Raw genomic sequence first — 22,484 nt, 5'->3', positions numbered from 1 at the left:
GGTAGGGCTCAGGCGGAATTCCTGATCGAGCTGGCGAAGACCTCGGCCGCGCTCGCCATCTGCTCGCTGATCACGTGGGCGTACACCCGGAGCGTGATGGCCGGGTCGGAGTGGCCCAGCCGGGCCGCGACGACGTGAACCGGGACGCCTGCGAGCAGGAGCGTGGTCGCGTGCAGGTGCCTGAGGTCATGAAGCCGAGCACGGGGGTGGGGCTTCTTGGGCTGCGTGTCGTTGTACGCCTTGATCAGCACGGGCATAAGCGAGCTGACTGTATCGGGATAGATGGGATCGCCCCATCCGGTCGTGAACACGTAGTCATCCGTGCCTTTCCACGACTCGCCAAGCCGGAGCCGGTCGGCGTTCTGACGCTTGCGGTGCTCGCGCAGGATCTCGGCGGTCCCGGCGTCGATGCTCACGACTCGGGATCTGCCGCCCTTGGTAGTGCCCTCGATCCTTTCCCCCTCGACCACGGCCGAGGAACCGGTCAGGCGGATCTGCGGTGAATCGAGGTCGACATCTGCCCACCGAAGGTTGCACAGCTCGCCACGACGGGCGCCGCTGTAGGCCGCCAGGCGGAAGAACGCGAACAGCCGGTGACCCTTCGCCGTGTCGAGGAACTCCCGGAGCTGCGCGGGGGTCCACACCGTGCCGGGTTCGGTGAGCTGCGTGCGCGGGAGCTTCGCTCGTTCGGCGGGGTTGCTGGGAAGGATCTCGTCAACGATCACCGCGTCGGAAAGAGCCTTCCGGAGCACAGTGTGAACATGCTTGATCGTGTTCGGGGCGAGACCCTTGCCGTTCCGGCGGCCAGCTGTCAGCAAGTCGCGGTAGAGCTTCGTGATTGTGGCCGGCCGGAGCACTTGGAGCCGGAGCTTGCCGATCCGCGGCTCTATATAGAGGCGAATCATCATGCGGTATCCGGCCAGGGTCTTGGGCTTGACCTCGACCGCGTGGCCCTCGATCCATTCCGCGAGGTACTCCGCCACCGTGATGGCGTTGCGGTCGACGTATTCTCCACGACGGGCCTTGACCCGCGCCTCGTCACGGGCGGCCTTGGCGTCATCCTCGGTGGCGAAGCCGCTGACCCACTTGGGCTTGCTCTCGCCGGTCTCGGGGTTCCTGACGCGGATCACGTATGACCAGGTGTTGCCGCGCTTCATGACGCCGTCGCGGAGCTTGGGCGCGCTCTTCTTACGCCGAGGCTGCTCAGGGTCAGAGACCAGCTCCTACAGCTCAAGCCCGGCCGTGACCGATGGCATCCAATGACCGAGGAACCACGACCAGGTTGACGTACACGCGAGGCCGGGCTTGCCCCTCCGTCGCCGGCCCGCTGCCGCTCCGCGGTGGGTCGACGGCGAACGAGGTGATCAGGGGGAGGGGCATGTAGATGTATGGGGACATGCAGCCCGTTAAGCGGTAGTTCTCCGCGTGTTCTGCGTGTCCAGCATCCTGTAAGTGTGCTGCAAGAGAGGCTGCCTATCTTCACCCCAGTTTCCGTCTCCGACCACAGGGAGCCCTCATGCACCCCCGGACCCGGCACCTGGTCCTCCCCCTGTGCGCCTTGGCCGCCGTCGGTCTTGTCGGCGGCATTCCCGCCGCCCCGGCACAGGCCGCCGATGACGTCACCTACGTACCGCTCGCCGGGCCGGGTGCCTACGCACGCGGCATCGTCTCCTACTGGATCAACAACAACGCGGCCAACCTCATCAAGGCAACGCCGTACCAGCCCACGGTCAACGTCAGGTCCCGCGGCAGTGAGCCGAACCCCGATGGTCCTCCCGGGCTCGTAGGGGAGATCAAGCCGGAATCGCCGCAGAACTACGTGAATCTTCCCAGAAGCACGGGAAAGGTGTTCTTCCTCGATATCGACGGCAACCCGCGCTGGTGCAATGCCACGGCGATGCTGTCGCAGTACAAGAACGTCGTCGCCACGGCCGGGCACTGCGTGTACGAGCCCACGAGCCAGACATACCACTCCTACTGGGTGTTCATCCCCTGCTACTACGAGGGCAAGGCCCCGTTCGGCATCTTTGTCGGCAAGCACGCGTACGCACACCGTGACTTCAGCGTCCGCCGGGACAGCGGCCGCGACTACTCGTTCGTCACGGTCAACAACGGTGTCGACAGCAACCTCAGCGATGTCGGCCGCCTCGGCGACAAGGTTGGCGGCCAGGGTCTGGCCTACAACCAGAAGGTCGGCGTCAACGTACGCGTGTTCGGCTATGTGAGCGGGCCGCATCCCAGCGGAAACTTCGACGGCAAGGCCCTGAAGTGGGGCTATGGTCCGAGTTTCGGCATGGTCGCCTGGGACTTCGAAGAAGACCGCCTGGGACTCCCGAGCATTCTCAGGGCCAAGAAGTTGGTCGGTGTCAGTTCCCCCTTCCCCGGTGGTGGCCTCTCGGGGTCGGCGTGGCTGCTCGACTACAGTAACCGGACCCGCACCGGCTATCTGAACGGCTTGACCGTCGGTGTCTCCGACACCGACGGCGACCACTGGACCGATACCATCGCTTCGTCCTACTTCGACAGCGCGACGTATCGGGTCTACCAGGCCGCGGCCGCCCTCCAGTCCGGCCCCATCTGAGTCGGCCCGAGTGCGGCCGGGTGCGGGAGCCGTCCCCGGCAACCGAATCGTCGGAAATATAGAGACCTCTTCGGTCAGGACTCCTGGTTCTCCATATTGGTGGGCTCGGGGGCAGGCGCGCCAGGAAGGGTGTGGGTATGCGAACTTCCCACGGCCTACCGCAATCGTGAATGTCTCTGCACCCGGGCCTGGCCCTCTCCTGCGCGGGCTTGATCGCCATCGCCGAGCCATTCAAGGCCATGCCGAGGGGATCGCTGTACAGCAGCGCGTACAGCAACGCCGCCTTACACGATCACACCGCACCACCCCGTATCTACCGTCTGAGCAGTGCCGGCCGCCGTCAACGAGGGGCCTGCCCTTCCCTACGGATCTCAATGGCGGTTACGTCAGAAGATCGCTTGGGGAAGGGCAGCGCCGACCGGAGTCAGCAAAAAGTCAGCGAGACCGCTGACACGGGACCGCTACGGAGATCACCAGATGGTAAGGCGAGCGCACGTGATGGCACCCGTTAACATCCGCTGACCGTGCCCGCCACGCTGCACCAGCGTTCGCACCTAAGGGATCACGGGAAGGATCTTGCTAACGCGGGCGCTAACAACGGTCCTGGACGACCGTGGAAGCCGGTGGACTGGGCGCCTCCCAGAGGTGCCCGCGGCCAGGGCTTCAGTGTCAGCAGTGGACGCCTGCGGACACGTCGGATCCTCCTTGTAAACAGAAGGTCTGGGTTTCGATTCCCCAAGGCGGCTCCAGCTCAGAGGCCCCTCCCTCTGATCGGGAAGGGGCCTCTCGGCGAGGGCGCCGCGGACAAGGAGGGCCTGGGCTCCTATTACTGCGACGCCCGTCAGATGACCGCGGTTCTTAAGCGTCTGAAGCATCCCGTTCTCGTCAAGGTTCGCTACTCCCCTTTGGCAGGGCGCCTCAACCAGCTGTGGGAAGTCAGCCGCGAAGCCTGACGGTCTGGCGGAAGCTGACATATCGCCCGCTAAGCCCGAGCGCCAGCAGCTCCGTGACGGCAACCTTGACGGCAACGTCCACCACCAACCGTTGAGCAGCTCAACGTCCGCCTCTTGCAGTCATCTCCGGTCTTGGCCAGCATCGGGTTAGGTTGGTCGGATGGGGACCTATGAGGATCTACCGGCGGAGCTGGTGACCGAGCGGCTGCGGTTGCGGCGGTGGGTGCCGTCGGATGCCGAGGAGTACCGCGGGCTATGGCTTGAGCGGGATCCACGAGCGGTACGGCGGATCGACGCCGAGGGACGCCCGACGGTCGAGGAGATGCGGGGCTGGCTCCTCAACAATCCGCTGATGGCGGATCCGGGGCTGGGGTTGCTGCCGATCGAGCTGCGAGACACCGGTGAGTTCATTGGGTACTGCGGATTGACTGTCGGCCAGGGATCTTTCGACGAACCTGAGATCGCGTACGAGCTGGCACAACGAGCTCACGGCCATGGTTACGCGACAGAAGCCGCCCGTGCGGTCGTCGAAGCCGCGACGCGAACAGGACGTCGACGACTCTGGGCGACCGTGCGGGAGTGGAACGCACCCTCGTTCCGCGTCCTCGAGAAGCTCGATTTCCACCGAAGCGACCGCATCACCGAGGACGCCGAACGCGGCAACACGATCTGGATGACGCGCGTACTCGATCCGAGGTAGAGACGTGAGCACCGGCCGCGATCCACCCCCTGAAGAGCACCCCCATTAGGTGATCTTGCTAACGCGGATGCTGACAACGACCCCGAACAGCCGTGGACACAGGTGGACCGGGATCTTGGCGAACAGGCCGCCGACGTTGACCGCCCGGCCCTGCGTGGTGAATGTCCTGTTGACCATATTCGCAGCGCGCTACAGTCCCGACATGTCATTCCCCCGCCGCTGGCCCCGTTCACTCACACGCGAAGTTTCGATACGGCCTGCTTTTCTCACCACGATCGTGGTTGGTGCCGCTCTTGTCGGGGGCGTGGTGGCGCAGAACCTGCCCATTGGAAAGGTCTCGTTGATCAACGCTGAGGGGTATGCCCAGCTCGTTGCCGACGGTAGTGGCGGTTCATTCACCCCAGACGGCGGGCAGACAATGCAGCTTCCGGCCGAGGTGCCGTGGACTGGTCGCGACGGCATGCTCCACATCGGTGGTCGCCCTGCATGCCTGTGGGGAGAAGGAGAGACCAGGAACATCGGTGCCCGGGTCGAGGCGGGTTATCGATGGATAGAGCTACCGAGCGGGGGCGGATATCCACTGGTCGCCTGGCTTCGATGCCTGTAGAACACAGGTCTTTGGGAGCCGCTGTTGGAGCCGCTCGGGTTAACGATCGCGAAGCGAGTTGGACAGATCTGAACGGCCAGATCGTTGACAACCAGTGCGGTGAACGACTTTGAACGAACCTGGAGATCGTTTGGGGGCCTCGGGATCGGCCGGATGCGTACGCTCGCTGGCATGTAGGGGCACGTTACGCCCCGTTGGCGGTCGCCTTCGGCGCGGACCTGTGCGCAGCGATCAGCCCGGTGACCATGACCAGTTCGTACACGAGGAATGGCCAGCCGTATGGCCGACGGGGCGCCCATCCGTCAAAGATGATCATCCCGCCGGTCAAGGTGACGGCCGCCGTCAGCGCCCAACCGAAAATCTGGCCCGTCAAACGGGTACGCCGCCACCTCAGCAGGAGCATCAGGGCGATGGCCGTGACGATCCCCGGCCAGGCCATAAGGACGTAATCCCAGGCGTAGGTGGGTCATCGTGTCTTTGGCCGACGATTGCGTCTTTCAGCACCCCGTACAGAGAAGTCCCGACAAGGGAGAGCGGAAAGGCCACTAGGACCATGGTCAGCGCTCCATACATGGCATCGCCGAGATAACCCTCTTCGGTCATCCAAGTAAGCGTGAGTACGGCCGCCGTGTACGCGCATACGGTCAACGCCACCGGTAGGCCACGGACCTGGGCGATGACTCGGATCACGAGACGCCTTTGAAGTCGGTCACTTCGCCATTGTGACCATGCGCCGCGGGATACTGGGGCGAATATGCCGATCACGATCTAGGCAAATCACCGTGACGCCGTCGCGCGGGAGTCGCGAAGGTCTCCGGCCGCGATGGTGACGGCGCGGACTGTTTTGGACCGGCGTCGCCTTATGGTTGAGGCCGCAGCAGGGCGACCGTTCTGGTGCCGATCTTGAAAGTCGCGCACGTACGCAGGCGGTCGGCGCGAGGCGCCTTGCGTCCGCGGACGGCTACCGCGATCACCGCGTTCTCGTCGAGCACCGAGCCCAGGGTACTGAGCATGCCGGCGACCCCGTCGGCGCCGTTGGGCCCGTGCCAGGACGTCTGCTCGCCATAGGGCACGTCCGTGATCACGACGTCCGGCCGGCGCCCGCCGAGGGTCTGGCGGAGCCGGTCCGCGTCGAACACGTCAGCTTGATGTACGGCGTGCGGCAGGTCACCGCCGTCGGCGGTCAGCGCGGCTGCGATCCGGTGTGCCGCCTCGGCCGCCGCCGTGTAGGAAGCGCGGCCCCAGCGCTCGGCCTGCTCGGAGAGATGTGCGGCACGAGCCGCCAGCCCGGCTTGCGTCAGCAGGCCCAGATTCCGTTCCGCGATCCCAACGGCGGCAGGATCGATGTCCGAGGCCAGCACGGCCGAGATCCGGCGACGGTGCAGCAGCCCGATCACGGTCAGCAGGTAGCCGCTGCCACAGCACGGATCCCACACCGTGGCCCGGCCGTCGCCCCGTAGCTCCATCGCGCGCTGGAACATCTCGCTGGCCAGCCGCACCGGAAAGGCGGGAAACCCCGGAGCCGAATGCAGCACCGCGCCGCTGGCCAGATCGGCGTAGTCGTCCCGGACGGCCGCGTGCCGGTAGGTCACGACGCGGGGCCGTTCTCGTGACGCCTCACTCGCCGACCTTCCTCGCGTGGGACCACCGCCTCCACCTTGGCGAACCCGTCTGCGACAAACTGGTCAACGTCGAGGATTGTCACGTTTGGGGACGATATCAGCGCTGTCCACCGATTTGTGGGGCTCGCCTCGCGCGGCGTCCCGGGGCTCAGCGGTCGCGGCGGCGCCGGATCCTGCCGCTCACCCCGCCGAACAGCGCCAGGCCCTTGATCACGATCACCGGCGCCGAAGGGTCGACGTCCGGGCTGTTGTGCACGTCGAAGCCGCCGAAGACGCCCACGCCCTGGCAGCGGACCTCGACCCCCTCCGGCAGGATGATCTCGGCCCCGCCGAAGACGGCGTTGACCGTGATCTCGACCTCTTTCGCCTCGAACTCGGCTTCGGTCAGGTCGAACCGTACGCCGCCGAAGACGGCCAGCGCCTTGGTCTGACGCCGCACCCGCCAGCGGCCCCTACGGTCGGCGCCGCCGAAGACGGCGATGATGTTGTCGGGCTCGGTGCTCGCGCCCGGCGCGTAGGAGACCGGGCTCGGGCTCGGCGCGTAGGACGCCGGGCTCGCGGCCGGACGGTGCCGCTCGACCTGGAGGTCGTGGGTGAGGACCTCGAGCTCTCCCACGGTCTTGGCCTGATAGAGGCTGTCCAGGCGCTCGGAGTACTCCTCGTGGCTCAGCTGACCCGTGCTCAGGGCTTCTCCGAGCACGGCGGCGATCTGGTCCCTGTTGCTGTCGGAAGCGCGCAGGTGAGAAGTCGGGGAGTCCCGACGCTGAGGGGGATTTTCCATGCTGGTCACGATAGTTCTCATTCGAGCCGACAGGGAGTTCGCCCCGCTTCGAAATGCTGTTGTAGCCGGCCGTCGAGGGAGCAGGTGAACGCCGGTTGCCCGTTGGCGCGGGTGGGACCCAACTCCAGGCGCCGGCCCGCCCGCCACGCGGCGCTCGCCCGCAGGAACGAGGCGATCGCCACCACACCGTGGTACTCGTGCGGCGCGGGCGGCATGGACAGCCACGCGTCGTCGGTGAGCAAGGCGACCAGAGTGTCGATGTCGTCGCCGGTGAAGGCCTCGGCGAAGCGGCGGACCAGATGCCGCTCCTGCGCCGATTCGCCGAACGGCGGAGATGATCGCGGCGTTCGGGGACGACGACAGGGCCCTGATGATGTACGACGCGGAGACGATCCCGGCGAAGAGCGCGCCCGCGGCCGAGTGCGTCACGGTCCGCGACGGAAGGATTGTCTACAACCGGTTCGTCTTCGACCGCACGCCGTTCGACGAGTTCCGCCGCAGGCAGGCCCAGGCCGGCGCCGTTCAGGGCTAGTACGAACGCAGGTGATTCCGCCGATTACCCGGCCGGGTGGGGCGGGCGACACTGTGCCTTCCCGACATTCGTCCCCCGACATTCGTCCCACGGAGGTAACCCGTGCGCGTACCTGTCCGGTCCCCCCGGCGGCGGATCACCGCCGCGGCGCTGGGGGCGGCGCTCGCCGCCGCCCTCCTCGGCGCCACGCCGGCCGCCCAGGCCACGGCGGCGAGCCCCACCGTCAGCGTCCCGGCCGCCGGGGACCACGGCTTCCCGTTCCTCGCCGCGGCGGAGGACCTCGGCTCGTCCGGCTTCACGGAGAGCGAGTACTTCATCGAGGGCACCGCCACCTCCTACGCCAAGTCCGGCATCTGGACCTCGGACGGCCGGTGGAACGTCCGGGCGTCCGGCCGCGCCCCGTACAAGACGCGGCTCCTGGTCCGCCGGCCTGCCGACCCCGCGAGGTTCAACGGCACGGTCGTGGTCGAGTGGCTCAACGTGAGCGGCCAGATCGAACTGTCCCCGGACTACTGGTTCGAACGCGACGAACTGCTGCGCGAGGGCTACGCGTGGGTCGGCGTCTCGGCGCAGGAGGTCGGCGTCAACGGCGGTCTCGGCGAGATCCGCGGGCTCAAGGGCTGGGACCCGGCGCGGTACGGCAGCCTCGTCCACCCCGGCGACGCCTACTCGTACGACATCTTCTCCCAGGCCGGGCAGGCGCTGCGCACCCCGGACGGGCCGGACCCGCTCGGCGGCCTGCGGGTCACCACGCTGCTCGCCGACGGAGAGTCGCAGTCGGCCGGCTTCATGACGACGTACGTCAACGCCGTCCAGCCCGTGTCGAAGGTGTACGACGGCTTCATGATCCACAGCAACGGCGCGGTCGGCTCACCGATCAGCGGCAACCTGCTCGACGTGTTGGCGATGCCGAACCCGAGCAGGATCCGTACGGACCTGTCGGTGCCGGCGTTCGTCGTGCTCACCGAGACCGACGTCCCGACGGCGTTCGTGGCACGGCAGCCGGACACTGACCGGGTGGTGCACTGGGAACTGGCCGGTACGGCGCACGGCGACCAGTGGGCGTACGACCTCGGCGACCCGACGGTGAAGAAGTCGGCGGGCTCCGCCGCGCCGCGGCCCGACTGCGCCGCCGGGTCGGCCCCGTTCAACGACGGACCCGGCCACTACTCCATGAACGCCGCGCTGCGTCACCTGGCCGCCTGGGCGAGGGGCGGGCCCCGGCCGCCGAGCGGGGCGGCGCTGCACCCCGACCTGCGCGACCCGAGCACGGGCCTGGCCGTGGGCGGCATCCGGCTCCCCGACGTGGCGGTGCCGACCCGCACGCTCACGGGAGAGCGGGACACCAGCGGCAGCGGCGTCTTCTGCGGTCTCTACGGCGCCCGCGACCCGTGGAACGGCGACGCCGACCCGTGGGACCGGCACAACGTGGGCGACCCGTCCGACCCGTCCCTGCCGCGTACGGCCGAGCCGGTGCTCGGCCGGCTCTACCCGACGCACGCCGACTACGTGAGCAAGGTGCGGGCGGCCGCGCAGGCGTCGGTGAACGCCGGATATCTCCTCCCAGAGGACGCGGCCACGATCGTCACCGCCGCGGAGAACTCCGGCATCGGCGGCTGAGCGCGTCGGATCGCACAGGCCCCCGCCCGGAGCACGACCCGGGCGGGGGCGATTGACGAACTCTGGAAGTACGTAATAATCTTCTGACTTACTATGAAGGATGTACATAATTACGAGCGTGACCCGGACGGATATCTCTACGACCCGAGTGCCAGGACGGCCATGGCACGATTCGCTGGTGAGGACGGCGATCTGCGCGCGTTCGAGGCGAGCGCGGCCGTCCGTACCGCCTGTCACGCCGTCGAGCGCCTGCGCGCCCACGGCTCCGAGGGCAGAGGGGTCAGTGCGGGCGCCCTCGACCTGCTGATCCGGCTCGCCGCGGGCAAGCAGGGGATCAGCATCGGCGAACTCGCCCGGGGCGCCGGGGTCAGCTCCCGCAACGTCACCGGCCTGGTGGACACCCTCGAACGCGACGGGCTGGTCCGCCGGGTTCCCGACCCGAATGATCGGCGTTCGGTCCTCGCCGAGATCACCCAGGACGGCAGGGCGTGGATCGAGAACTTCCGCAAGCCGTCGAGGCACGCCATGAAGGCGCTGTTCCAGGGATTCACGCCCGAAGAACTGGTCGTCCTGCGCGACCTGTGCCTGCGCCTGGCCGACAACCAGCAGCGCCTCGCCGCCCACCTCCGTCAGATCGGACCCCAGTCATGAGCGTGGCCACCCAGGAAGAGATGCAGGAACAGACGCGCCGCGCCGTACGCGGTTATCACGAGGCCCGTTTCCGCGGGGACGCGACCGCCGCCGCGGCGCATCTGGGGGAGCCCTTCCGGTTCCAGAGCCCGTTCTTCAGTTCAGACGACCGGGCCGGGTATCTGGCGACGTTGCCGGGGTTCGTGTCGATCGTGACCGGGGTGGATCTCATCAGCGAGCTGTACGGCGAAGCCAAGGCGACGCTCGTGTACGACGTGCACACCGCGACGCCGGCCGGCACGCAGCGCACCGCCGAGCACTTCCGCCTGGCCGACGGCAAGATCGTCTCGATCATGCTGGTGTTCGACGCCTCGCCTTGGCAGTCGATGAGAGCCGAGATCGAGCCGTAACCACCAGGTCGCCCGCCCGCGTGAACCCGCGGGGCCCTGGGCACGAAGGGCCCCGCGGGAGTACGGGTCAGCCGTTGACCTCCAGGGCCACGCGTACGGCCGACTCCAGCGCGCCCTCGATCCAGGAGTGCTTGAGCGAGGTGTGCTCGCCGGCGAAGTGCAGCGGGCCCTCGGGGACGGCGATGGCGGGGTGGATCTCGGTCATCTGGCCGGGCGTGAAGACCGCGGCCTCGCCGAATGCGTAGCGGTTGCGCATCCAGCTCTGGGTCTGGCCGGCGCCCGTGTAGAACTCCGCGACGCGGTCTCCGTGCACCTCCTGGAGCCCGCGCAGCGCGTAGCCGTACCGTTCCTCGTCGTCCATCGAGTCCCAGCGGGTCGCGTCGTCGGCCCACGAGTAGCTGGCCAGCACGACGCCGCCGTCGCTGCCCGGCACCGGGTGAGAGGGGAAGTAGATGAACCGGTTGGCGTTGTCGCAGACCGACCCTCCGCCCGTCACGTGCGCCACCGGCCCGGGGCGGTAGCGGTCGCCGAGCTCGCGCTTCCAGTCCTCCTCGGTGAACTCCCACCAGCGCCTGCGGAACTCCAGCAGCACCTTGGTGGCGGAGTCGTAGTGCAGCTCCATGATCGAGCGGCGCTTGCGGTAGGACATGGCCGGCGCGATCTCGACGTGGCGCAGCGCGGAGAACGGGACCGTGATGATCGCGACGTCGCCCTCGAACGTCTCCCGCGGCGTCTGCCGGGTGAACTCCGACTCCGTGCTGCCCGCCTCGCTGACCGTCGAGATGCGCACGCCGCGTCCCGACGTCTCGATCCGTATGGCCCTGCGGTCCATGCGGATCTCGTCGCGCAGGCCCGGCGCAAGCGCGTACGGCAGCTCCCTGCTGCCGCCGGCCATCTCCCAGTAGGTCACGGCCGGGTTGACGAGGCTGCGGGTGAGGAACGTGTGCATGAACGACAGCGGCAGCCGGGAGGTGAGGTTCTCCAGCGTGCCGATGGCGTCGATCGCCTCGTCACTGAGCTTCGCGTGCTCCTTCAGGTAGGCGTACATCGAGTAGCCGTCGTAGTCGTACAGCAGCCGGGCCCAGCCCTCGATCTGCTCGGGCAGCGGCTTGTCGATCCGCTTGTCGCCCTTGCGTACGGAGAAGTAGTCCCTCGCCGGGTCCAGGGCGGTGTCGAGGATCTCGGCCGCGGTCCGGTCGTCCCTGAGGCCGAACGACGCGTTGATCTTGCGGGGATCCTTGGCGTACTCGTCGCGCCGCTGGGTGATGCCGTTGACGTGGATGAACGTGTGGTTCATGCGCGCGGGCGCCGTGAAGGGGCCCTTGGCCGGGCCGGAACGCCACACCTGCCCGGAGTATGCGGTGTAGACGACCGGTGGCACCGGTCCGCGGGGCTCGGCGCCGGGCGGCACGTCGACGTTGTAGAAAGGCCGGCGCGTGATCCCCAGCTTGTCGATGAGCGCCAGCGTCAGCGGGTGGAAGTCCGGGATGCGCATGGCCCCCGCCTCGGCGTACTGCCGCCGGTCCCGGAACCCGGTCTGGAAGGTCTTGATCCGGCCGCCGATCCGGTTGCCGTTGGCCTCGATGACGGTGACGTGGTGCCCGGCCCGCTTCAGCAGCGTCGCGGCCACCAGGCCGGAGATGCCGGCCCCCACGACCAGGACCTTCTTGGGCGTACGGGTCCTGGGAAGGCCATTGTCGATGAGCACCTGCAGGTATCGGTGCTTGAGGTCGTTGCCGTCCTTGTCGACGAGCAGGTGGTCGCGCGCCACCCGAAGGCAGGTCTGCCAGAGCTCTCCCGCGTGCGGCGCGCGCGCCGCCGAGGCGGGGGCCGTGCCCAGGGACGGACTCATGACCGATCCCACCGCGCCCAGCCCGGCCAGCTTGGCGAATCCCCGACGGTCGATTGAGACCACGAACTCCTCCTCCACGAGTCGGTTACGGAGAGTGAGTTTCGGGGTGATGGTCATGCGACGGCACGCGACGCGCCGGGGACGTGCAACTGGTGTCCCAGGCAATGGTCAAGACGAAGTGTCGTCCAGTGTCCGCTCCCAGAACACCTCGTCATGCCATGCGCCGTCGAGGAAGATGTGGGCGTGGGCGATCCCCCAGGGTCGGAATCCGTTGGCGCGCAGCACCCGCTGCGAGGCGAGATTCTCCATCCGGGTGTGCGCCTCCGCGCGATGCAGTCCGAGTTCCTCGGTCATCACGGTGAGTGTCCGGCCCACCGCCCGGGTCGCGTGCCCCCGGCCGTCGAAGGCCGAGGCGACCCAGTAGCCCAGGAAACCCTTGCGGAAGGGGCCGCGCAGGATCGTGCTCACGGTCACCTGACCGACGACCTCGCCGCCCGCGAGGATGACCGCCGGCCAGCGCTCGCCCCGGCCGTGCTCGTCGAGCAGCGTCTCGATGCGCCGGCGCTGCCCGGCCACGGTGTAGAACTCGTCCGGCTGGGCCGGTTCCCAGGCGGCGTACGCCCGCCTGTCGCGGGCGCGGTGCGCCGCGATCACCTCGGCGTCGTCCACCCGGACGAGCCGGATCGTGGTGTCCTGGTCCGTCATACGGCCCTCTCCTCGGCATGCGTACCGGCCGTCGCACTCCGCGCCGCCGGGTGATCGTATCCCTGCCGGTGTCGTCACGCTGGGCCGGGAAAGTGACGGCTGGACCGGTTCAAGCCGTCTCCCTAGCATTGGCCCGTGCGGCTGAATGTCCTCGGTCCCATGGAACTCGTCGTGGCCGGGCAGGCCGTGCCGTCCGGGCCGCCCAAGCAGCGAGCGCTCCTGGCCCTCCTCGTGATGAACGCCGATCGAGTGCTCCCGGCGGACGTGCTGGCCGACCGGCTCTGGGGCGATAGCCCGCCCGCGAGCGCCCAGGGCAGCCTTCAGGTGTATGTCTCCAACCTGCGCCGCCGCCTGGAGCCCGGCCGGAAGGCCGGGGCGCCGGCCACGGTCCTGGTCAGCGCGGCGGACGGGTACGGCCTGATGACCGGCGGGATCGACCTCGACACGCGGGACTTCGACGCGCTCGTGTCCATGGGGTCGGGACACCTGGGCGAGGGACGGCACGAGCAGGCGGCGGCCGTGCTCACCGAGGCGCTCGCCCTGTGGCGAGGCGACGCGTACGCCGACGTGCGGTCCGAGGAATGGGCGCGGCCGGAGATCGCCCGCCTGGAGCAGCTCCGGCTCGACGCGATCGAGGGGCTGTCGGAGGCCATGCTCGAGCTGGGCCGCCACACGGACGTGGTCGCGCGCCTGGAGCCGTTCGTGCACGACCACCCGCTGCGGGAGCGGGCCTGGGAACTGCTCGCGCTGGCTCACTATCGGTCGGGCCGTCAGGCGGCGGCGCTGGAGTGCCTGCGCAGGGTGCGCGAGGTGCTGGCGGGTGAGCTGGGCATCGATCCCGGGCCCCGGCTGCGGGAGCTGGAGACCGCCGTGCTGCGTCAGGACGCCGCGCTGATCCCGCCATCCGCTCACGCCGCGCCGCCCGCGAGACGCCCCGCGCCTCGGCGGCGTACGGACGACGGGCCGTTCGTGGGACGCGAGAGCGCGCTGGGGTTCCTGACCGACGCCGCCACGGCGGCGGCCACGGCCCGGCAGGTCGTGCTCGTGGACGGCGAGCCGGGTGTCGGCAAGACGAGCCTGCTCAGGAGGTTCCGCGCGACCGCCGGCGTCCCGGTGGGGTGGGGGTCGAGCCCCGACCACGAGACGGCGCCCGCCCTGTGGCCGTGGGAGCAGGTGCTGCGCGACCTCGCGGACGCGGCACCCGGCGCCGTCCTGCCCGAGGAGGTCCGCACGTTCCTGTCGGGCGGGGTGGAGGCGATCCCGGCGTACGACGCGCAGGGGGCGCGGCTGCGGTTCTTCGAGGCGGTCGGGACGTTCCTGGCCGATCTCGGCCCGGTGGCCGTCGTTCTGGAGGACGTCCACGCGGCCGACGACGCGACGCTGCGCCTGCTGGTCCACGTCGCGTCCACTGCGCGGCCGGGCCTGCTTGTCGTGGCCAGCTTCCGGCGACACGAGGCGTCGGTGCTGACCGCCACCCTGTCGGCGCTGTCCCGGCTCGGCGCGCGCAGGCTGGGGCTCGACGGGCTCGCGACCGAGGAGGTGCGCACGCTCGTGCGGGAGCTGTCCGGCCGCGACCCGGGCAGCCGGAAGGCCGGGGAACTGCGCGGCCGCACCGGAGGGAACCCGTTCTTCCTCGCCGAGCTGGCCCGGGCGGGCGAGGAACTGCCGCAGGGCGTGCTCGACGTCGTGCTGCACCGGGTGGCCGGGCTGGGGGAGGAGACGGCCGGCCTGCTGGAGCTGGCCGCGGTCGCGGGCGACGAGTTCGAGGCGCGGGTCATGGCCGAGGTCGCCGGGCGCGACCTGGGCGACCTGGTGCCGTCGCTGGACGCGGCGCTGGCGGCCGGTCTGCTCCGCGAGTCGGGCGCCAGGCTGGGTGGGTACGCGTTCGCGCACGCCCTGGTGACCGACGCGTTGCTGTCGCGCCGCTCCCGCCTCTGGCGGGCGGGCGTGCACGCGCGGCTGGCCGCCGTGCTCACCCGCGCGTACGGCGACCGGGACGACCAGGTGGCGACCATCGCGCGGCACTGGCTGGCGGCGGCCGAGCTGGGCCCGGAGCCGGCCCGCATGGCGATGGACTACGCCGCCCGTGCCGCGCGTGCGGCCATGCGCAGGCACGCGCTCGACGACGCGGCCACCTCATGGCAGGAGGCGCTGGCGGCGGCCGAACTCGCCGGGGCGGAGGCGGCCGAGCGGTTCGAGCTCACGGTCGGCCTGGCGGACAGCCGCTACGCCGCCGGGCGGTACGACGAGGGCTACGAGGCGATCGAACAGGCGCTGGCCCTCGCCGGAGACGACCTGGAGCAGGCCGTCAGGGCCGCCGACATCGCGATGGGGCATGGTGTCTGGGTCCCCTTCCGGCACGGCCTGGACGTGCGCGTCCTGCAGGAGTCGATGGACCGCGCCGTGCGCGAGCTGCCGCGAAACGCCCCCGCCTGGGCGTCCGCCCAGGCCGTGCGGGCCGTCGTGCTGGCCCAGACCGGCGGCGAGGACCAGGTCGACCGGGTCTCGTCGCAGGCCGTGGCGGCGGCCGAGCGGCTGGGCGGCCCCGCGCTGCTGCGGCGCGTGCTTCATCTGCGGCTGCTCGCCATGCAGGGGCAGGACTTCATCGACCAACTGGCCGAGACCTCACGGCGCCTGCTGGCGGAGCCGGACCTGTCGTCCCAGCTCGCAGTGATCGCACAGCTCCACCTCGTCGCTCATCTCGTCGAGCACGGCCGGGTGGCGGAGGCTCGCGAGTTGCTGACGGAGACCGACGCGCTGCTGCGCGACCTGCACAACCCGGCGCTGGCGCTGCAGGCGGCGATCGCGCACGTGGGGCTCGACCTGTTCCAGGGCGTGCCCGACCCGACCCGCCACTTCGAGCCCGTCAGGGCGACGTTGTCCTTCTCCGACCTCGCGTACTTCGAGGTGAGCATGCTCGCCGTACGGGCCGAGACGCTCATCCACGAGGACCGCCTCGGCGCGGAGGTGGAATGGATCGAGGAGATGTTCCGGCGTACGGGACTGGCGGGGCTCGCCTACGTCCTGGCCGGCGCGCTGGCGGACCTGGGCGAGCGTGAGCGTGCCCTGCGGCTGCTGCGTGAGACCCCTCTCCCGCCGCGTGACTACAACTGGGCGATGGCCACCATGTGCCGGCTGCACGCGGCGATCCGGCTCGGCGATCTGGACGTCGTGCGGGAGGTTTACGACGCGTTCCGCCCCTTCGCCGGCCTGCTGCACGTGAACGGCACCTGCACCACCGTCGACGGGGCCTACGACGGCCACTTGGGCGAGGCGCTGCTGGCGCTCGGGGACCGGGCGGGAGCGCGGGTCCATCTGCGGGAGGCGGTGCGCATCCTGGAGGAGGCGGGCGCCGGCTACTGGCTGACAAGGGCCCGACAAGCGCTCGACAAGAGCTCATAAGGGTAGGAAACGCACGCTGTTCCCCAGACAACGTGAGGGAACAGATGATCACACAAGAACACCTCGCCGGCTTCCTGCTGATGCACGCCGGGTTCCGGGCGGAGTTCGGCCGCCTCGCCGACGCCTGCCGCGGCCCCCGGGACGACGAGCACGGGGAGCTCCTGGAGGAGCAGCTCGCGCTCCTGCTGGAGATGCTCCACGCCCATCACACCCACGAGGACACCACCCTGTGGCCCAAGCTCGTCGGCCACGATCCCGAGGCGGCGGACGTGCTGGCCGAGCTGGAGTCCGAGCACGCCGTGCTCGACCCGCTCGTGAAGGCCGCCGCCGACCGTGCGGCGCCCCTGCCGGAGCGCGCTCCCGCTTTGCGGCGGCTGCACGAGCTGCTCAACGAGCACCTCGACCACGAGGAGCGCACGGCCGTGCCGCTGATGCTCCGGCACCTCACTCTCGACGACATCGAGGCGGACAGGCGCCAGGCGACGGCCGACTTCGGCCGCCGCAGGATCCCCGTCATCTTCGGCTGGCTCGCCTCCAGCGCCGACCCCGCCCTGCTCGCGGCCGCCTTCGCGGACATGCCGGTCGTGGCCCGGCTGATGTTCCGTCTGTTCTGGTGGCCCGCCTACCAGCGGCGGTTCGCCCGGCTGTACGGCGCCTCCATCTCCCTGCCCACGTCCCCGGAGTCACGATGACCACCCTGACCACCTGGCCGCGCGAGGCGGCCGAGCTGTTCGACCGGGCCGTCGTCTGCGAGTACGCCTCGCTCACCCGCGACGGGCGGCCCGTCACCTGGCCGGTCACGCCGTTCGCCGGCGCGGGCGGCACGCTCGACGTGACCACCGGCCTCACCTATCCCGACAAGGCCGAGCGGGCCCGCCGCGACCCGCACGTCGCGCTGCTGTACTCCTCCGCCGAGGGCAGCGGCCTCGACCGGCCGCCCGTCGTCCTCGTGCAGGGCCGGGCCGCCGTACGCGACGCCGATCTGCAGGCCAACACCGACAGGTACGTCCGGGAGTCCCTGGCCAAGACGGGCTCGGGGTTCGCGGGGATGCCGTGGTTCCTGACGAAGCGGCTGGGGTGGTACTTCGCCCGCATCTATGTGGAGGTAACCCCGGAGCGGATCGTCTGGTGGCCGGAGGGCGACCTGTCCGGGACACCGGAGGTGTGGACCCGGCCCGGTGAGGCGGCCGCGCCCGTCTCCGACCCCGCTCCGAACGGCCCCCGGCTGCCGAGCCGGTCCGTCGCGCCGGCCGACTGGCGGCCCTTCGCCGGCCGCGCGGCACGCCTGGGCGAGCCCGTCGTCACCATGGTCGACGCGGGCGGCAGGCCGCTGGCCGTGCGCACCCGCTCGGCCGTACGCACCGAGGCGGGCTTCGACCTGCTGCTGCCCGCGGGTGTCGAGGCCGTCGCCGGGCCGGTGTGCCTCACCTTCCATCGGCACGGCCCGGGGATGGAATGGCAGGAGAACGTGGTGCTCGTCGGGACCGCGACGGGGGAGGGCGACCGGCTGAGCGTGCGGGTCGAGCGGGCCCTGAACGACTGGAGCCTCGCCGGGAGCCGCCGCGAGCGGTTCCGGTCGTTCCTCGGACAGGGCAGGATGCTCAGGAATCGCCTGCGCGCCGAGGCCGGGCGCCGCGGCCAGCCGGTTCCCGTCGTCCGCCGCCCCCGCACCTGATCTACGTACGGCAGCATGGTCGGGTGGCCAAAGGATCACAGCTGTGGCGTAACCGGGATTTCTCCGTGTTCTGGGCGTCCCAGACGCTGTCGGTCGCGGGGGACTCGTTCGCCCTCATCGCCGTCCCGTTGCTCGTGCTGCACGCGACCGGGTCGGTCGCGCAGATGGGCCTGCTGACCGGCCTGGCGAGCGCCGCGTCGGTGGGGGCGGCGGTCTTCGCCGGGGTCCTGGTCGACCGGCTCGACCGCAGGCGCCTGCTGATCTGGTGCGATCTGGCGAGGATGGCGCTGTACGGCATCGTCCCGGTCGCCTGGGCCTTCGGGCCGAAGGTCTGGCTGCTCTACGTGGTCCTGCCGGTCAGCGAGGCGATCGGCATGCTCTTCCAGGTCGCGTACGTCACGGCGGTGCGGGGCCTGGTGGACGCCGACCGGATCACCGAGGCCAACGGGCGGCTGGGCGCCACCGCGGCGGCGGCGGGGATCGGCGGGCCGCTGCTGGCCGGGGTGGTGGCGGGCTGGTTCGGCCCCACGGCCGCCATCGCGATCAACGCGGCCAGCTTCGGGGTCTCCGCGCTGGGCGTCCTGCTGATCCGGCTCAGGCGGCAGCCGGCGCCCTCGTCCGAGGAAGAGCGGGGGCCCTGGCGCCCGTTGCTCGCCGGGGCCCGCTTCCTGTGGCGGCAGCCCGTGCTGCGGGCCCTGACCGTCCTGTTGTCGTTCTTCATCTTTCTGACCCTCGGGCTGACCGACGTGCTGATCTACCACCTCAAGCACGACCTCGGCCAGTCCGACGGCGCGGTGGGGGTGGTGCTCGCGGTCGGCGCGCTGGGCACCGTGGCCGGCTCGCTCCTCGTCGGTGCCGTACGCCGCAGGCTGGGGTTCGGCGCGTCGTGGATCGGGGCGATCGCGGTCGCCGGGCTCGCCATAGTGGGGCTCGGCCTGTCCACCGGTGTCCCGGTGGCCGCGGCGACGGCCGCCGCCTATCTCGCCTGCGTCAGCGTGGCCGGGATCTGCTCGATGTCGCTGCGCCAGCAGGTCACCCCCGACCACCTGCTCGGCAGGGTCACCTCGGCCTTCTGGACGATCCACTACTCGCTGGGCCCGGCGGGGGCGGCCGTACTCACCTGGGGCGCGCAGCGCCACGGCGTCGCGGTGGTCTGCCTGCTGGCCGGGGCGGCCTGCCTGCTGATCGCGCTCGCCGCGTTCTTCACCCCCATCCGCCAGCAGAATCCGGAGCTGTCCGGCGCCACCGGCTGACGACGCCGCGGCTGCTGGTGCGCTGAATCGACTTCGCTGCTGCGGTAGGCCTGACCTTCGCGCGCCCGGCCGGCTTGCGGTCATGGAACTCAGATCTGGTTCAGGCCGCCGTCGACGTACAGGCTCGAACCGGTGATGAAGCTGCTCTGCTCGGAGGCGAGGAAGGCCACGGCGGCGGCGATCTCCTCCGGGCGCCCGAGCCGGCCCAGCGGCACCTGCGCAGCCAGTTACTGGCCGCTCCCCTGAGAATTGCCCAGTGTTCGTCGTCGCGAGCGATTGCTCGCCGTAAGGCCCCGTTCTCACAGACGACCCTTTGCCGGACGGGCCGAACCCCCTTCCGCGAACTGCGTTGTGCGGAGATCCGGGGCCATGACGGACCCTCACGACCCCGCATCGATTGACGCGGACGGACTCATCACGTCCTGGGGCCCGCTCCGGACGGCTCCCAGTCCACCAGGCGGCGAACCAGGTCCGCCGCGCCCGCCAGCGTCTCCCGCTCGGCGGGGGACAGGGTGTCCTCGATCGCCTGGGCGAGCCAGTCGGCCCGCCGGGTGCGCACCTGTTCCAGGGCGTCGAGCCCGGCGGCGGTCAGCGAGACGGGGGCCTTGCGGCCGTCGACGGGATGCGTGCCGCGCTCGGCGAGCCCCTGGTCGATCAGCTGGCCGACGGTGCGGGCCATCGACTGCGGGCGCACCCGCCGGGCGGCGGCGAGTTCGCTGGTGGTCATCGGGCCCTGCCGGCCGAGCAGCCCGATCACCGCGATGACCCCCGGAGGCATCGGGTCGTCCTCGCGCACCCGCCTGACCAGTTGCCCGACCACGAGCCGCAGCTCGGCGGCGACCTCGGACGCGTCCCTCATGGGCTCAGCGTAGCCGAAATGCACAGCCTTGCTGGCAATCTATTCAGCAAGACTGTACAGTTCGGCTGTCTATTTCCGAAGGAGCTCACATGCCCGTCACACTGCTCGACGACCGCACGGCCGTCGTACTGATCGACCTGCAGAAGGGGATCACCGCCCTGCCCACCGTGCATCCGGCGGCCGAGGTCGCCGCCAACGCCGCCCGGCTGGCGGGAGCCGCCCGCGAGCGGGGACTTCCGGTCGTCCGGGTGCGGGTGGCGTTCTCCCCCGACGGGGGCGACGTGCTGCGGGCCCGGACGGACGCGCCCGGGCCCGCGATCGCACCCGCGCCCGACTTCGCCGAGTATGACGAGCGCGTGCCTGACGGGCCGACGGACATCGCGATCACCAAGCGCGGCTGGGACGCCTTCCACGGCACCGAGCTCGACCTGCAACTGCGGCGGCGGAACGTGACCGGGATCGTGCTGGCGGGGATCTCCACCAGCATCGGCGTGGAGTCCACCGCGCGCGGTGCCCGGGAGCGGGGCTACGAGATCGCGGTGGCCTCCGACGCGGTCACCGACCTGGTCGCCTCGGCCCACGAGAACGCTCTCGGGGTGATCCTGCCGCGGATCGCGCAGATCGACACGACCGAGGCGATCCTCGCCGCCTTCGCCTGACCCCTTAGTGAGCGGCGCCGAAGGCCGAGGTCAGGGCCGTACGGAGGGTGTCCAGCTCCTTCGCGTCGGGCCGGGGGGAGTCCGACGCCCAGGCCACGTAGCAGTCCGGCCTCAGCAGTAGTGCGGAGGGAAGGCCGTCCTGGCTCGTCTTCGCGGTGACGAGGTCCACGCGGTCGCGCCAGCCGTCGAGGGCCCCGGCCGGCGCGGCGTCCGGCGTCAGGTCGAGGAGCAGCGGCCGGGCCGTCCTGGTCAGCTCGGCCAGCCGCACGGAGCCCGTCTCCGTCTCCAGCACGAGGTCGGGGGCCGGCCGCCCGGTGAGCGGGTGAGTTCCTTCGAGGTCATACCTGATGTCCGCGCCGGACATCAGGTCCGCGATGTGCTTGACGGTGCGCTCGTCGCGCAGCAACTCGGTGAACAGGGCCCGTAGCGCGGTGACCTCCGGCCCGGGGGCGATCAGCGCCGACTGTGCCTGCGTGTGCATGACCACGCGCTCGGCGGCCGGGCGCCGCTCGGTCTCGTACGTGCCGAGCAGGCCGGGCGGGGCCCAGCCGTGGATCTCGGCGGCCAGCTTCCAGCCCAGGTTGATCGCGTCCTGGAGGCCCAGGTTGAGGCCGGGGCCGCCGATCGCGCTGTGCACGTGCGCGGCGTCGCCCAGCAGCAGCACCCGGCCGTCCAGGAAGCGTTCGGCCAGGCGGGTGTTTCCGCCGGCCATGCGGCGCAACTGGTGCGGACCCGGGCCCTCGGGCGGGCCGAACGGCAGGTCGACGCCGAGCACGCGGCGCACGCTCTCCCTCAGCTCGTCCAGGCTCATCGGTTCGCCGCCGCCGTCCTGGTGCCATTCCGTGGCGTTCACGAGCGTTCCGGTGGGGAACGGCGCGTACACGAACAGACCGTGGTCGGTGCGGTGGTGCATGAACGGGGGGATCGGTCCGTAGCCGGGCACGTTCAGCCCGCCGGTGGCCGGGTCGATCAGCTCGGCGGGCACGGTGACGTGCGCGCCGCGGGAGACCGAGCCGTCCCTGGTCACCCCGGGGAAGCCGATGCCGCACAGCTTGCGGGTGACGCTGTGCCCGCCGTCCGCGCCGACGAGGTAGCGGGTTCGTAGCCGATAAGGCCCGTCGGGTCCGGCGATCTCCGTGGTGACGCCGTCCTCGTCCTGGGAGAGCCCGGTCAGCTCGTGTCCCCGGCGGATCTCCACGCCGAGCTCGAGCGCGCGTTCCTCCAGCACCTGCTCGAGCCGGCGCTGCGGCACCGGCAGGCCGTACATCGGGTTGTCGTCGAGTCTGCTCATGTCGAGGGGCAGCGCGCCGAACACGAAGGCCGGGCTCGGCCGGGGCGGCTCGGCGCTGCCGCTCAGCCGCTCGTACAGGCCGCGCCGGTCGAGGGCGCGTACGACCTGGCCGACCAGTCCGTTGGCCCGGTTCTCCTCCGTACGCCCGGGCAGGCGTTCCAGCACGATCGGCCGCACTCCGGCCAGGCTCAGCTCGCAGGCGAGCATCAGCCCGTTCGGTCCGGCTCCTGCGATCACGACGTCGGCGGTCATGGCGGTCCTCCTTGAAGATTCGGCGGGCATGGCTGATGGAGGGCATGGCGAACGACGGGACGGCGCGGTTGTCCACGGCGCCCCGCTTCAGGGCGTGAAG

At 70.3% G+C, this 22,484-nt stretch carries 20 protein-coding genes and 1 pseudogene; 11 read left to right on the top strand and 10 right to left on the bottom strand.

All coding sequences use genetic code 11. The features are described 5' to 3' along the window. Window positions 1-8: 8 nt before the first annotated feature. Window positions 9-1,157, bottom strand: coding sequence for a tyrosine-type recombinase/integrase (locus ACQEVJ_RS39610; protein ID WP_433109810.1), 1,149 nt, complete (start codon window positions 1,155-1,157; stop codon window positions 9-11). A 401-nt stretch (window positions 1,158-1,558) separates the two neighbouring features. Here ACQEVJ_RS39610 and ACQEVJ_RS39605 point away from each other — a divergent pair, with 401 nt between their 5' ends. Then, the gene (locus tag ACQEVJ_RS39605; protein WP_433109809.1) at window positions 1,559-2,581 is read left to right on the top strand and encodes a trypsin-like serine peptidase; all 1,023 of its coding nucleotides are present in this window, start codon (window positions 1,559-1,561) and stop codon (window positions 2,579-2,581) included. 1,113 nt (window positions 2,582-3,694) lie between these two features. Then, on the top strand, window positions 3,695-4,234 hold the full coding sequence (locus tag ACQEVJ_RS39600; protein WP_433109808.1) for a GNAT family N-acetyltransferase: 540 nt from the start codon (window positions 3,695-3,697) through the stop codon (window positions 4,232-4,234). 45 nt (window positions 4,235-4,279) lie between these two features. Here the strand turns inward: ACQEVJ_RS39600 and ACQEVJ_RS39595 are convergent, their stop codons facing one another. From ACQEVJ_RS39595 to ACQEVJ_RS39580, 4 genes are all read right to left on the bottom strand, one after another. Then, complete coding sequence (locus ACQEVJ_RS39595; protein WP_433109807.1) at window positions 4,280-4,411, bottom strand: hypothetical protein; 132 nt, start codon at window positions 4,409-4,411, stop codon at window positions 4,280-4,282. Between the two features lie 1,290 nt (window positions 4,412-5,701). Next, window positions 5,702-6,433, bottom strand: a complete 732-nt coding sequence (locus ACQEVJ_RS39590) for an rRNA methyltransferase (RefSeq protein WP_433109806.1) — start codon at window positions 6,431-6,433, stop codon at window positions 5,702-5,704. Between the two features lie 178 nt (window positions 6,434-6,611). After that, window positions 6,612-7,244: a DUF1707 SHOCT-like domain-containing protein gene (locus tag ACQEVJ_RS39585; protein WP_433109805.1), complete on the bottom strand. Its 633-nt coding sequence runs from the start codon at window positions 7,242-7,244 to the stop codon at window positions 6,612-6,614. Window positions 7,245-7,261: 17 nt separating this feature from the next. Continuing rightward, entirely contained in the window at window positions 7,262-7,543 is a 282-nt protein-coding gene (locus ACQEVJ_RS39580) for a nuclear transport factor 2 family protein (protein ID WP_433113221.1), read from the bottom strand. A 35-nt stretch (window positions 7,544-7,578) separates the two neighbouring features. Between ACQEVJ_RS39580 and ACQEVJ_RS39575 the strand changes: the two genes are divergently transcribed. The 4 genes from ACQEVJ_RS39575 (at window position 7,579) to ACQEVJ_RS39560 (ending at window position 10,436) form a co-directional block, all read left to right on the top strand. Further along, a complete protein-coding gene (locus ACQEVJ_RS39575; RefSeq protein WP_433109804.1) occupies window positions 7,579-7,776 on the top strand; it encodes a hypothetical protein in 198 nt (65 codons plus the stop codon). A 102-nt stretch (window positions 7,777-7,878) separates the two neighbouring features. Then, window positions 7,879-9,396, top strand: a complete 1,518-nt coding sequence (locus ACQEVJ_RS39570) for an alpha/beta hydrolase domain-containing protein (protein WP_433109803.1) — start codon at window positions 7,879-7,881, stop codon at window positions 9,394-9,396. 162 nt (window positions 9,397-9,558) lie between these two features. After that, window positions 9,559-10,047, top strand: a complete 489-nt coding sequence (locus ACQEVJ_RS39565; RefSeq protein ID WP_433109802.1) for a MarR family winged helix-turn-helix transcriptional regulator — start codon at window positions 9,559-9,561, stop codon at window positions 10,045-10,047. Further along, the gene (locus ACQEVJ_RS39560; RefSeq protein WP_433109801.1) at window positions 10,044-10,436 is read left to right on the top strand and encodes a hypothetical protein; all 393 of its coding nucleotides are present in this window, start codon (window positions 10,044-10,046) and stop codon (window positions 10,434-10,436) included. Before ACQEVJ_RS39565 ends, ACQEVJ_RS39560 begins: the two co-directional genes overlap by 4 nt. A gap of 67 nt (window positions 10,437-10,503) precedes the next feature. On the opposite strand, the gene ACQEVJ_RS39555 is transcribed toward ACQEVJ_RS39560, so the two are convergent. Further along, window positions 10,504-12,351, bottom strand: coding sequence for an FAD-dependent oxidoreductase (locus tag ACQEVJ_RS39555; RefSeq protein ID WP_433109800.1), 1,848 nt, complete (start codon window positions 12,349-12,351; stop codon window positions 10,504-10,506). 105 nt (window positions 12,352-12,456) lie between these two features. Next, a complete protein-coding gene (locus ACQEVJ_RS39550) occupies window positions 12,457-12,993 on the bottom strand; it encodes a GNAT family N-acetyltransferase (RefSeq protein ID WP_433109799.1) in 537 nt (178 codons plus the stop codon). A gap of 135 nt (window positions 12,994-13,128) precedes the next feature. On the opposite strand from ACQEVJ_RS39550, the gene ACQEVJ_RS39545 reads away from it, so the two are divergent. From ACQEVJ_RS39545 to ACQEVJ_RS39530, 4 genes are read left to right on the top strand one after another with little or no spacing between them, the layout of a single operon-like run. Then, window positions 13,129-16,395: a BTAD domain-containing putative transcriptional regulator gene (locus tag ACQEVJ_RS39545; protein WP_433109798.1), complete on the top strand. Its 3,267-nt coding sequence runs from the start codon at window positions 13,129-13,131 to the stop codon at window positions 16,393-16,395. Between the two features lie 44 nt (window positions 16,396-16,439). After that, window positions 16,440-17,087, top strand: a complete 648-nt coding sequence (locus tag ACQEVJ_RS39540; protein WP_433109797.1) for a hemerythrin domain-containing protein — start codon at window positions 16,440-16,442, stop codon at window positions 17,085-17,087. Next, window positions 17,084-18,070, top strand: coding sequence for a pyridoxamine 5'-phosphate oxidase family protein (locus tag ACQEVJ_RS39535; RefSeq protein WP_433109796.1), 987 nt, complete (start codon window positions 17,084-17,086; stop codon window positions 18,068-18,070). The genes ACQEVJ_RS39540 and ACQEVJ_RS39535 overlap by 4 nt, the downstream gene beginning before the upstream one ends. A 23-nt stretch (window positions 18,071-18,093) precedes the next feature. Beyond that, on the top strand, window positions 18,094-19,323 hold the full coding sequence (locus tag ACQEVJ_RS39530) for an MFS transporter (protein WP_433109795.1): 1,230 nt from the start codon (window positions 18,094-18,096) through the stop codon (window positions 19,321-19,323). An 89-nt stretch (window positions 19,324-19,412) separates the two neighbouring features. Here the strand turns inward: ACQEVJ_RS39530 and ACQEVJ_RS39525 are convergent. Further along, window positions 19,413-19,550: pseudogene (locus ACQEVJ_RS39525) on the bottom strand (SDR family oxidoreductase); the annotation flags it as partial. A gap of 188 nt (window positions 19,551-19,738) precedes the next feature. Next, window positions 19,739-20,182 carry a MarR family winged helix-turn-helix transcriptional regulator gene (locus tag ACQEVJ_RS39520; protein WP_433109794.1) on the bottom strand — a complete coding sequence of 148 codons (444 nt, stop codon included), beginning with the start codon at window positions 20,180-20,182 and terminating at the stop codon, window positions 19,739-19,741. 89 nt (window positions 20,183-20,271) lie between these two features. On the opposite strand from ACQEVJ_RS39520, the gene ACQEVJ_RS39515 reads away from it, so the two are divergent. Next, window positions 20,272-20,841, top strand: coding sequence for an isochorismatase family protein (locus tag ACQEVJ_RS39515; protein WP_433109793.1), 570 nt, complete (start codon window positions 20,272-20,274; stop codon window positions 20,839-20,841). A 4-nt stretch (window positions 20,842-20,845) separates the two neighbouring features. Here the strand turns inward: ACQEVJ_RS39515 and ACQEVJ_RS39510 are convergent, their stop codons facing one another. Continuing rightward, window positions 20,846-22,384, bottom strand: coding sequence for an FAD-dependent monooxygenase (locus ACQEVJ_RS39510; RefSeq protein ID WP_433109792.1), 1,539 nt, complete (start codon window positions 22,382-22,384; stop codon window positions 20,846-20,848). Between the last annotated feature and the right edge of the window lie 100 nt (window positions 22,385-22,484).

The sequence above is a fragment of the Microbispora sp. CA-102843 genome, from assembly GCF_050936215.1.
In the GTDB taxonomy this organism is placed as follows: domain Bacteria; phylum Actinomycetota; class Actinomycetes; order Streptosporangiales; family Streptosporangiaceae; genus Microbispora.
This window is presented reverse-complemented; position numbering and strand designations above follow the sequence as displayed.

What these genes read in the sequence shown, in the direction of transcription:
- ACQEVJ_RS39610 (WP_433109810.1), bottom strand. Translation starts at nt 1,157, where the DNA reads ATGAAGCGCGGCAACACCTGGTCATACGTGATCCGCGTCAGGAACCCC.
- ACQEVJ_RS39600 (WP_433109808.1), top strand. Translation starts at nt 3,695, where the DNA reads ATGGGGACCTATGAGGATCTACCGGCGGAGCTGGTGACCGAGCGGCTG.
- ACQEVJ_RS39595 (WP_433109807.1), bottom strand. Translation starts at nt 4,411, where the DNA reads ATGGTCAACAGGACATTCACCACGCAGGGCCGGGCGGTCAACGTCGGC.
- ACQEVJ_RS39585 (WP_433109805.1), bottom strand. Translation starts at nt 7,244, where the DNA reads ATGGAAAATCCCCCTCAGCGTCGGGACTCCCCGACTTCTCACCTGCGC.
- ACQEVJ_RS39575 (WP_433109804.1), top strand. Translation starts at nt 7,579, where the DNA reads ATGATCGCGGCGTTCGGGGACGACGACAGGGCCCTGATGATGTACGAC.
- ACQEVJ_RS39565 (WP_433109802.1), top strand. Translation starts at nt 9,559, where the DNA reads ATGGCACGATTCGCTGGTGAGGACGGCGATCTGCGCGCGTTCGAGGCG.
- ACQEVJ_RS39560 (WP_433109801.1), top strand. Translation starts at nt 10,044, where the DNA reads ATGAGCGTGGCCACCCAGGAAGAGATGCAGGAACAGACGCGCCGCGCC.
- ACQEVJ_RS39550 (WP_433109799.1), bottom strand. Translation starts at nt 12,993, where the DNA reads ATGACGGACCAGGACACCACGATCCGGCTCGTCCGGGTGGACGACGCC.
- ACQEVJ_RS39540 (WP_433109797.1), top strand. Translation starts at nt 16,440, where the DNA reads ATGATCACACAAGAACACCTCGCCGGCTTCCTGCTGATGCACGCCGGG.
- ACQEVJ_RS39535 (WP_433109796.1), top strand. Translation starts at nt 17,084, where the DNA reads ATGACCACCCTGACCACCTGGCCGCGCGAGGCGGCCGAGCTGTTCGAC.
- ACQEVJ_RS39520 (WP_433109794.1), bottom strand. Translation starts at nt 20,182, where the DNA reads ATGAGGGACGCGTCCGAGGTCGCCGCCGAGCTGCGGCTCGTGGTCGGG.
- ACQEVJ_RS39515 (WP_433109793.1), top strand. Translation starts at nt 20,272, where the DNA reads ATGCCCGTCACACTGCTCGACGACCGCACGGCCGTCGTACTGATCGAC.
- ACQEVJ_RS39510 (WP_433109792.1), bottom strand. Translation starts at nt 22,384, where the DNA reads ATGACCGCCGACGTCGTGATCGCAGGAGCCGGACCGAACGGGCTGATG.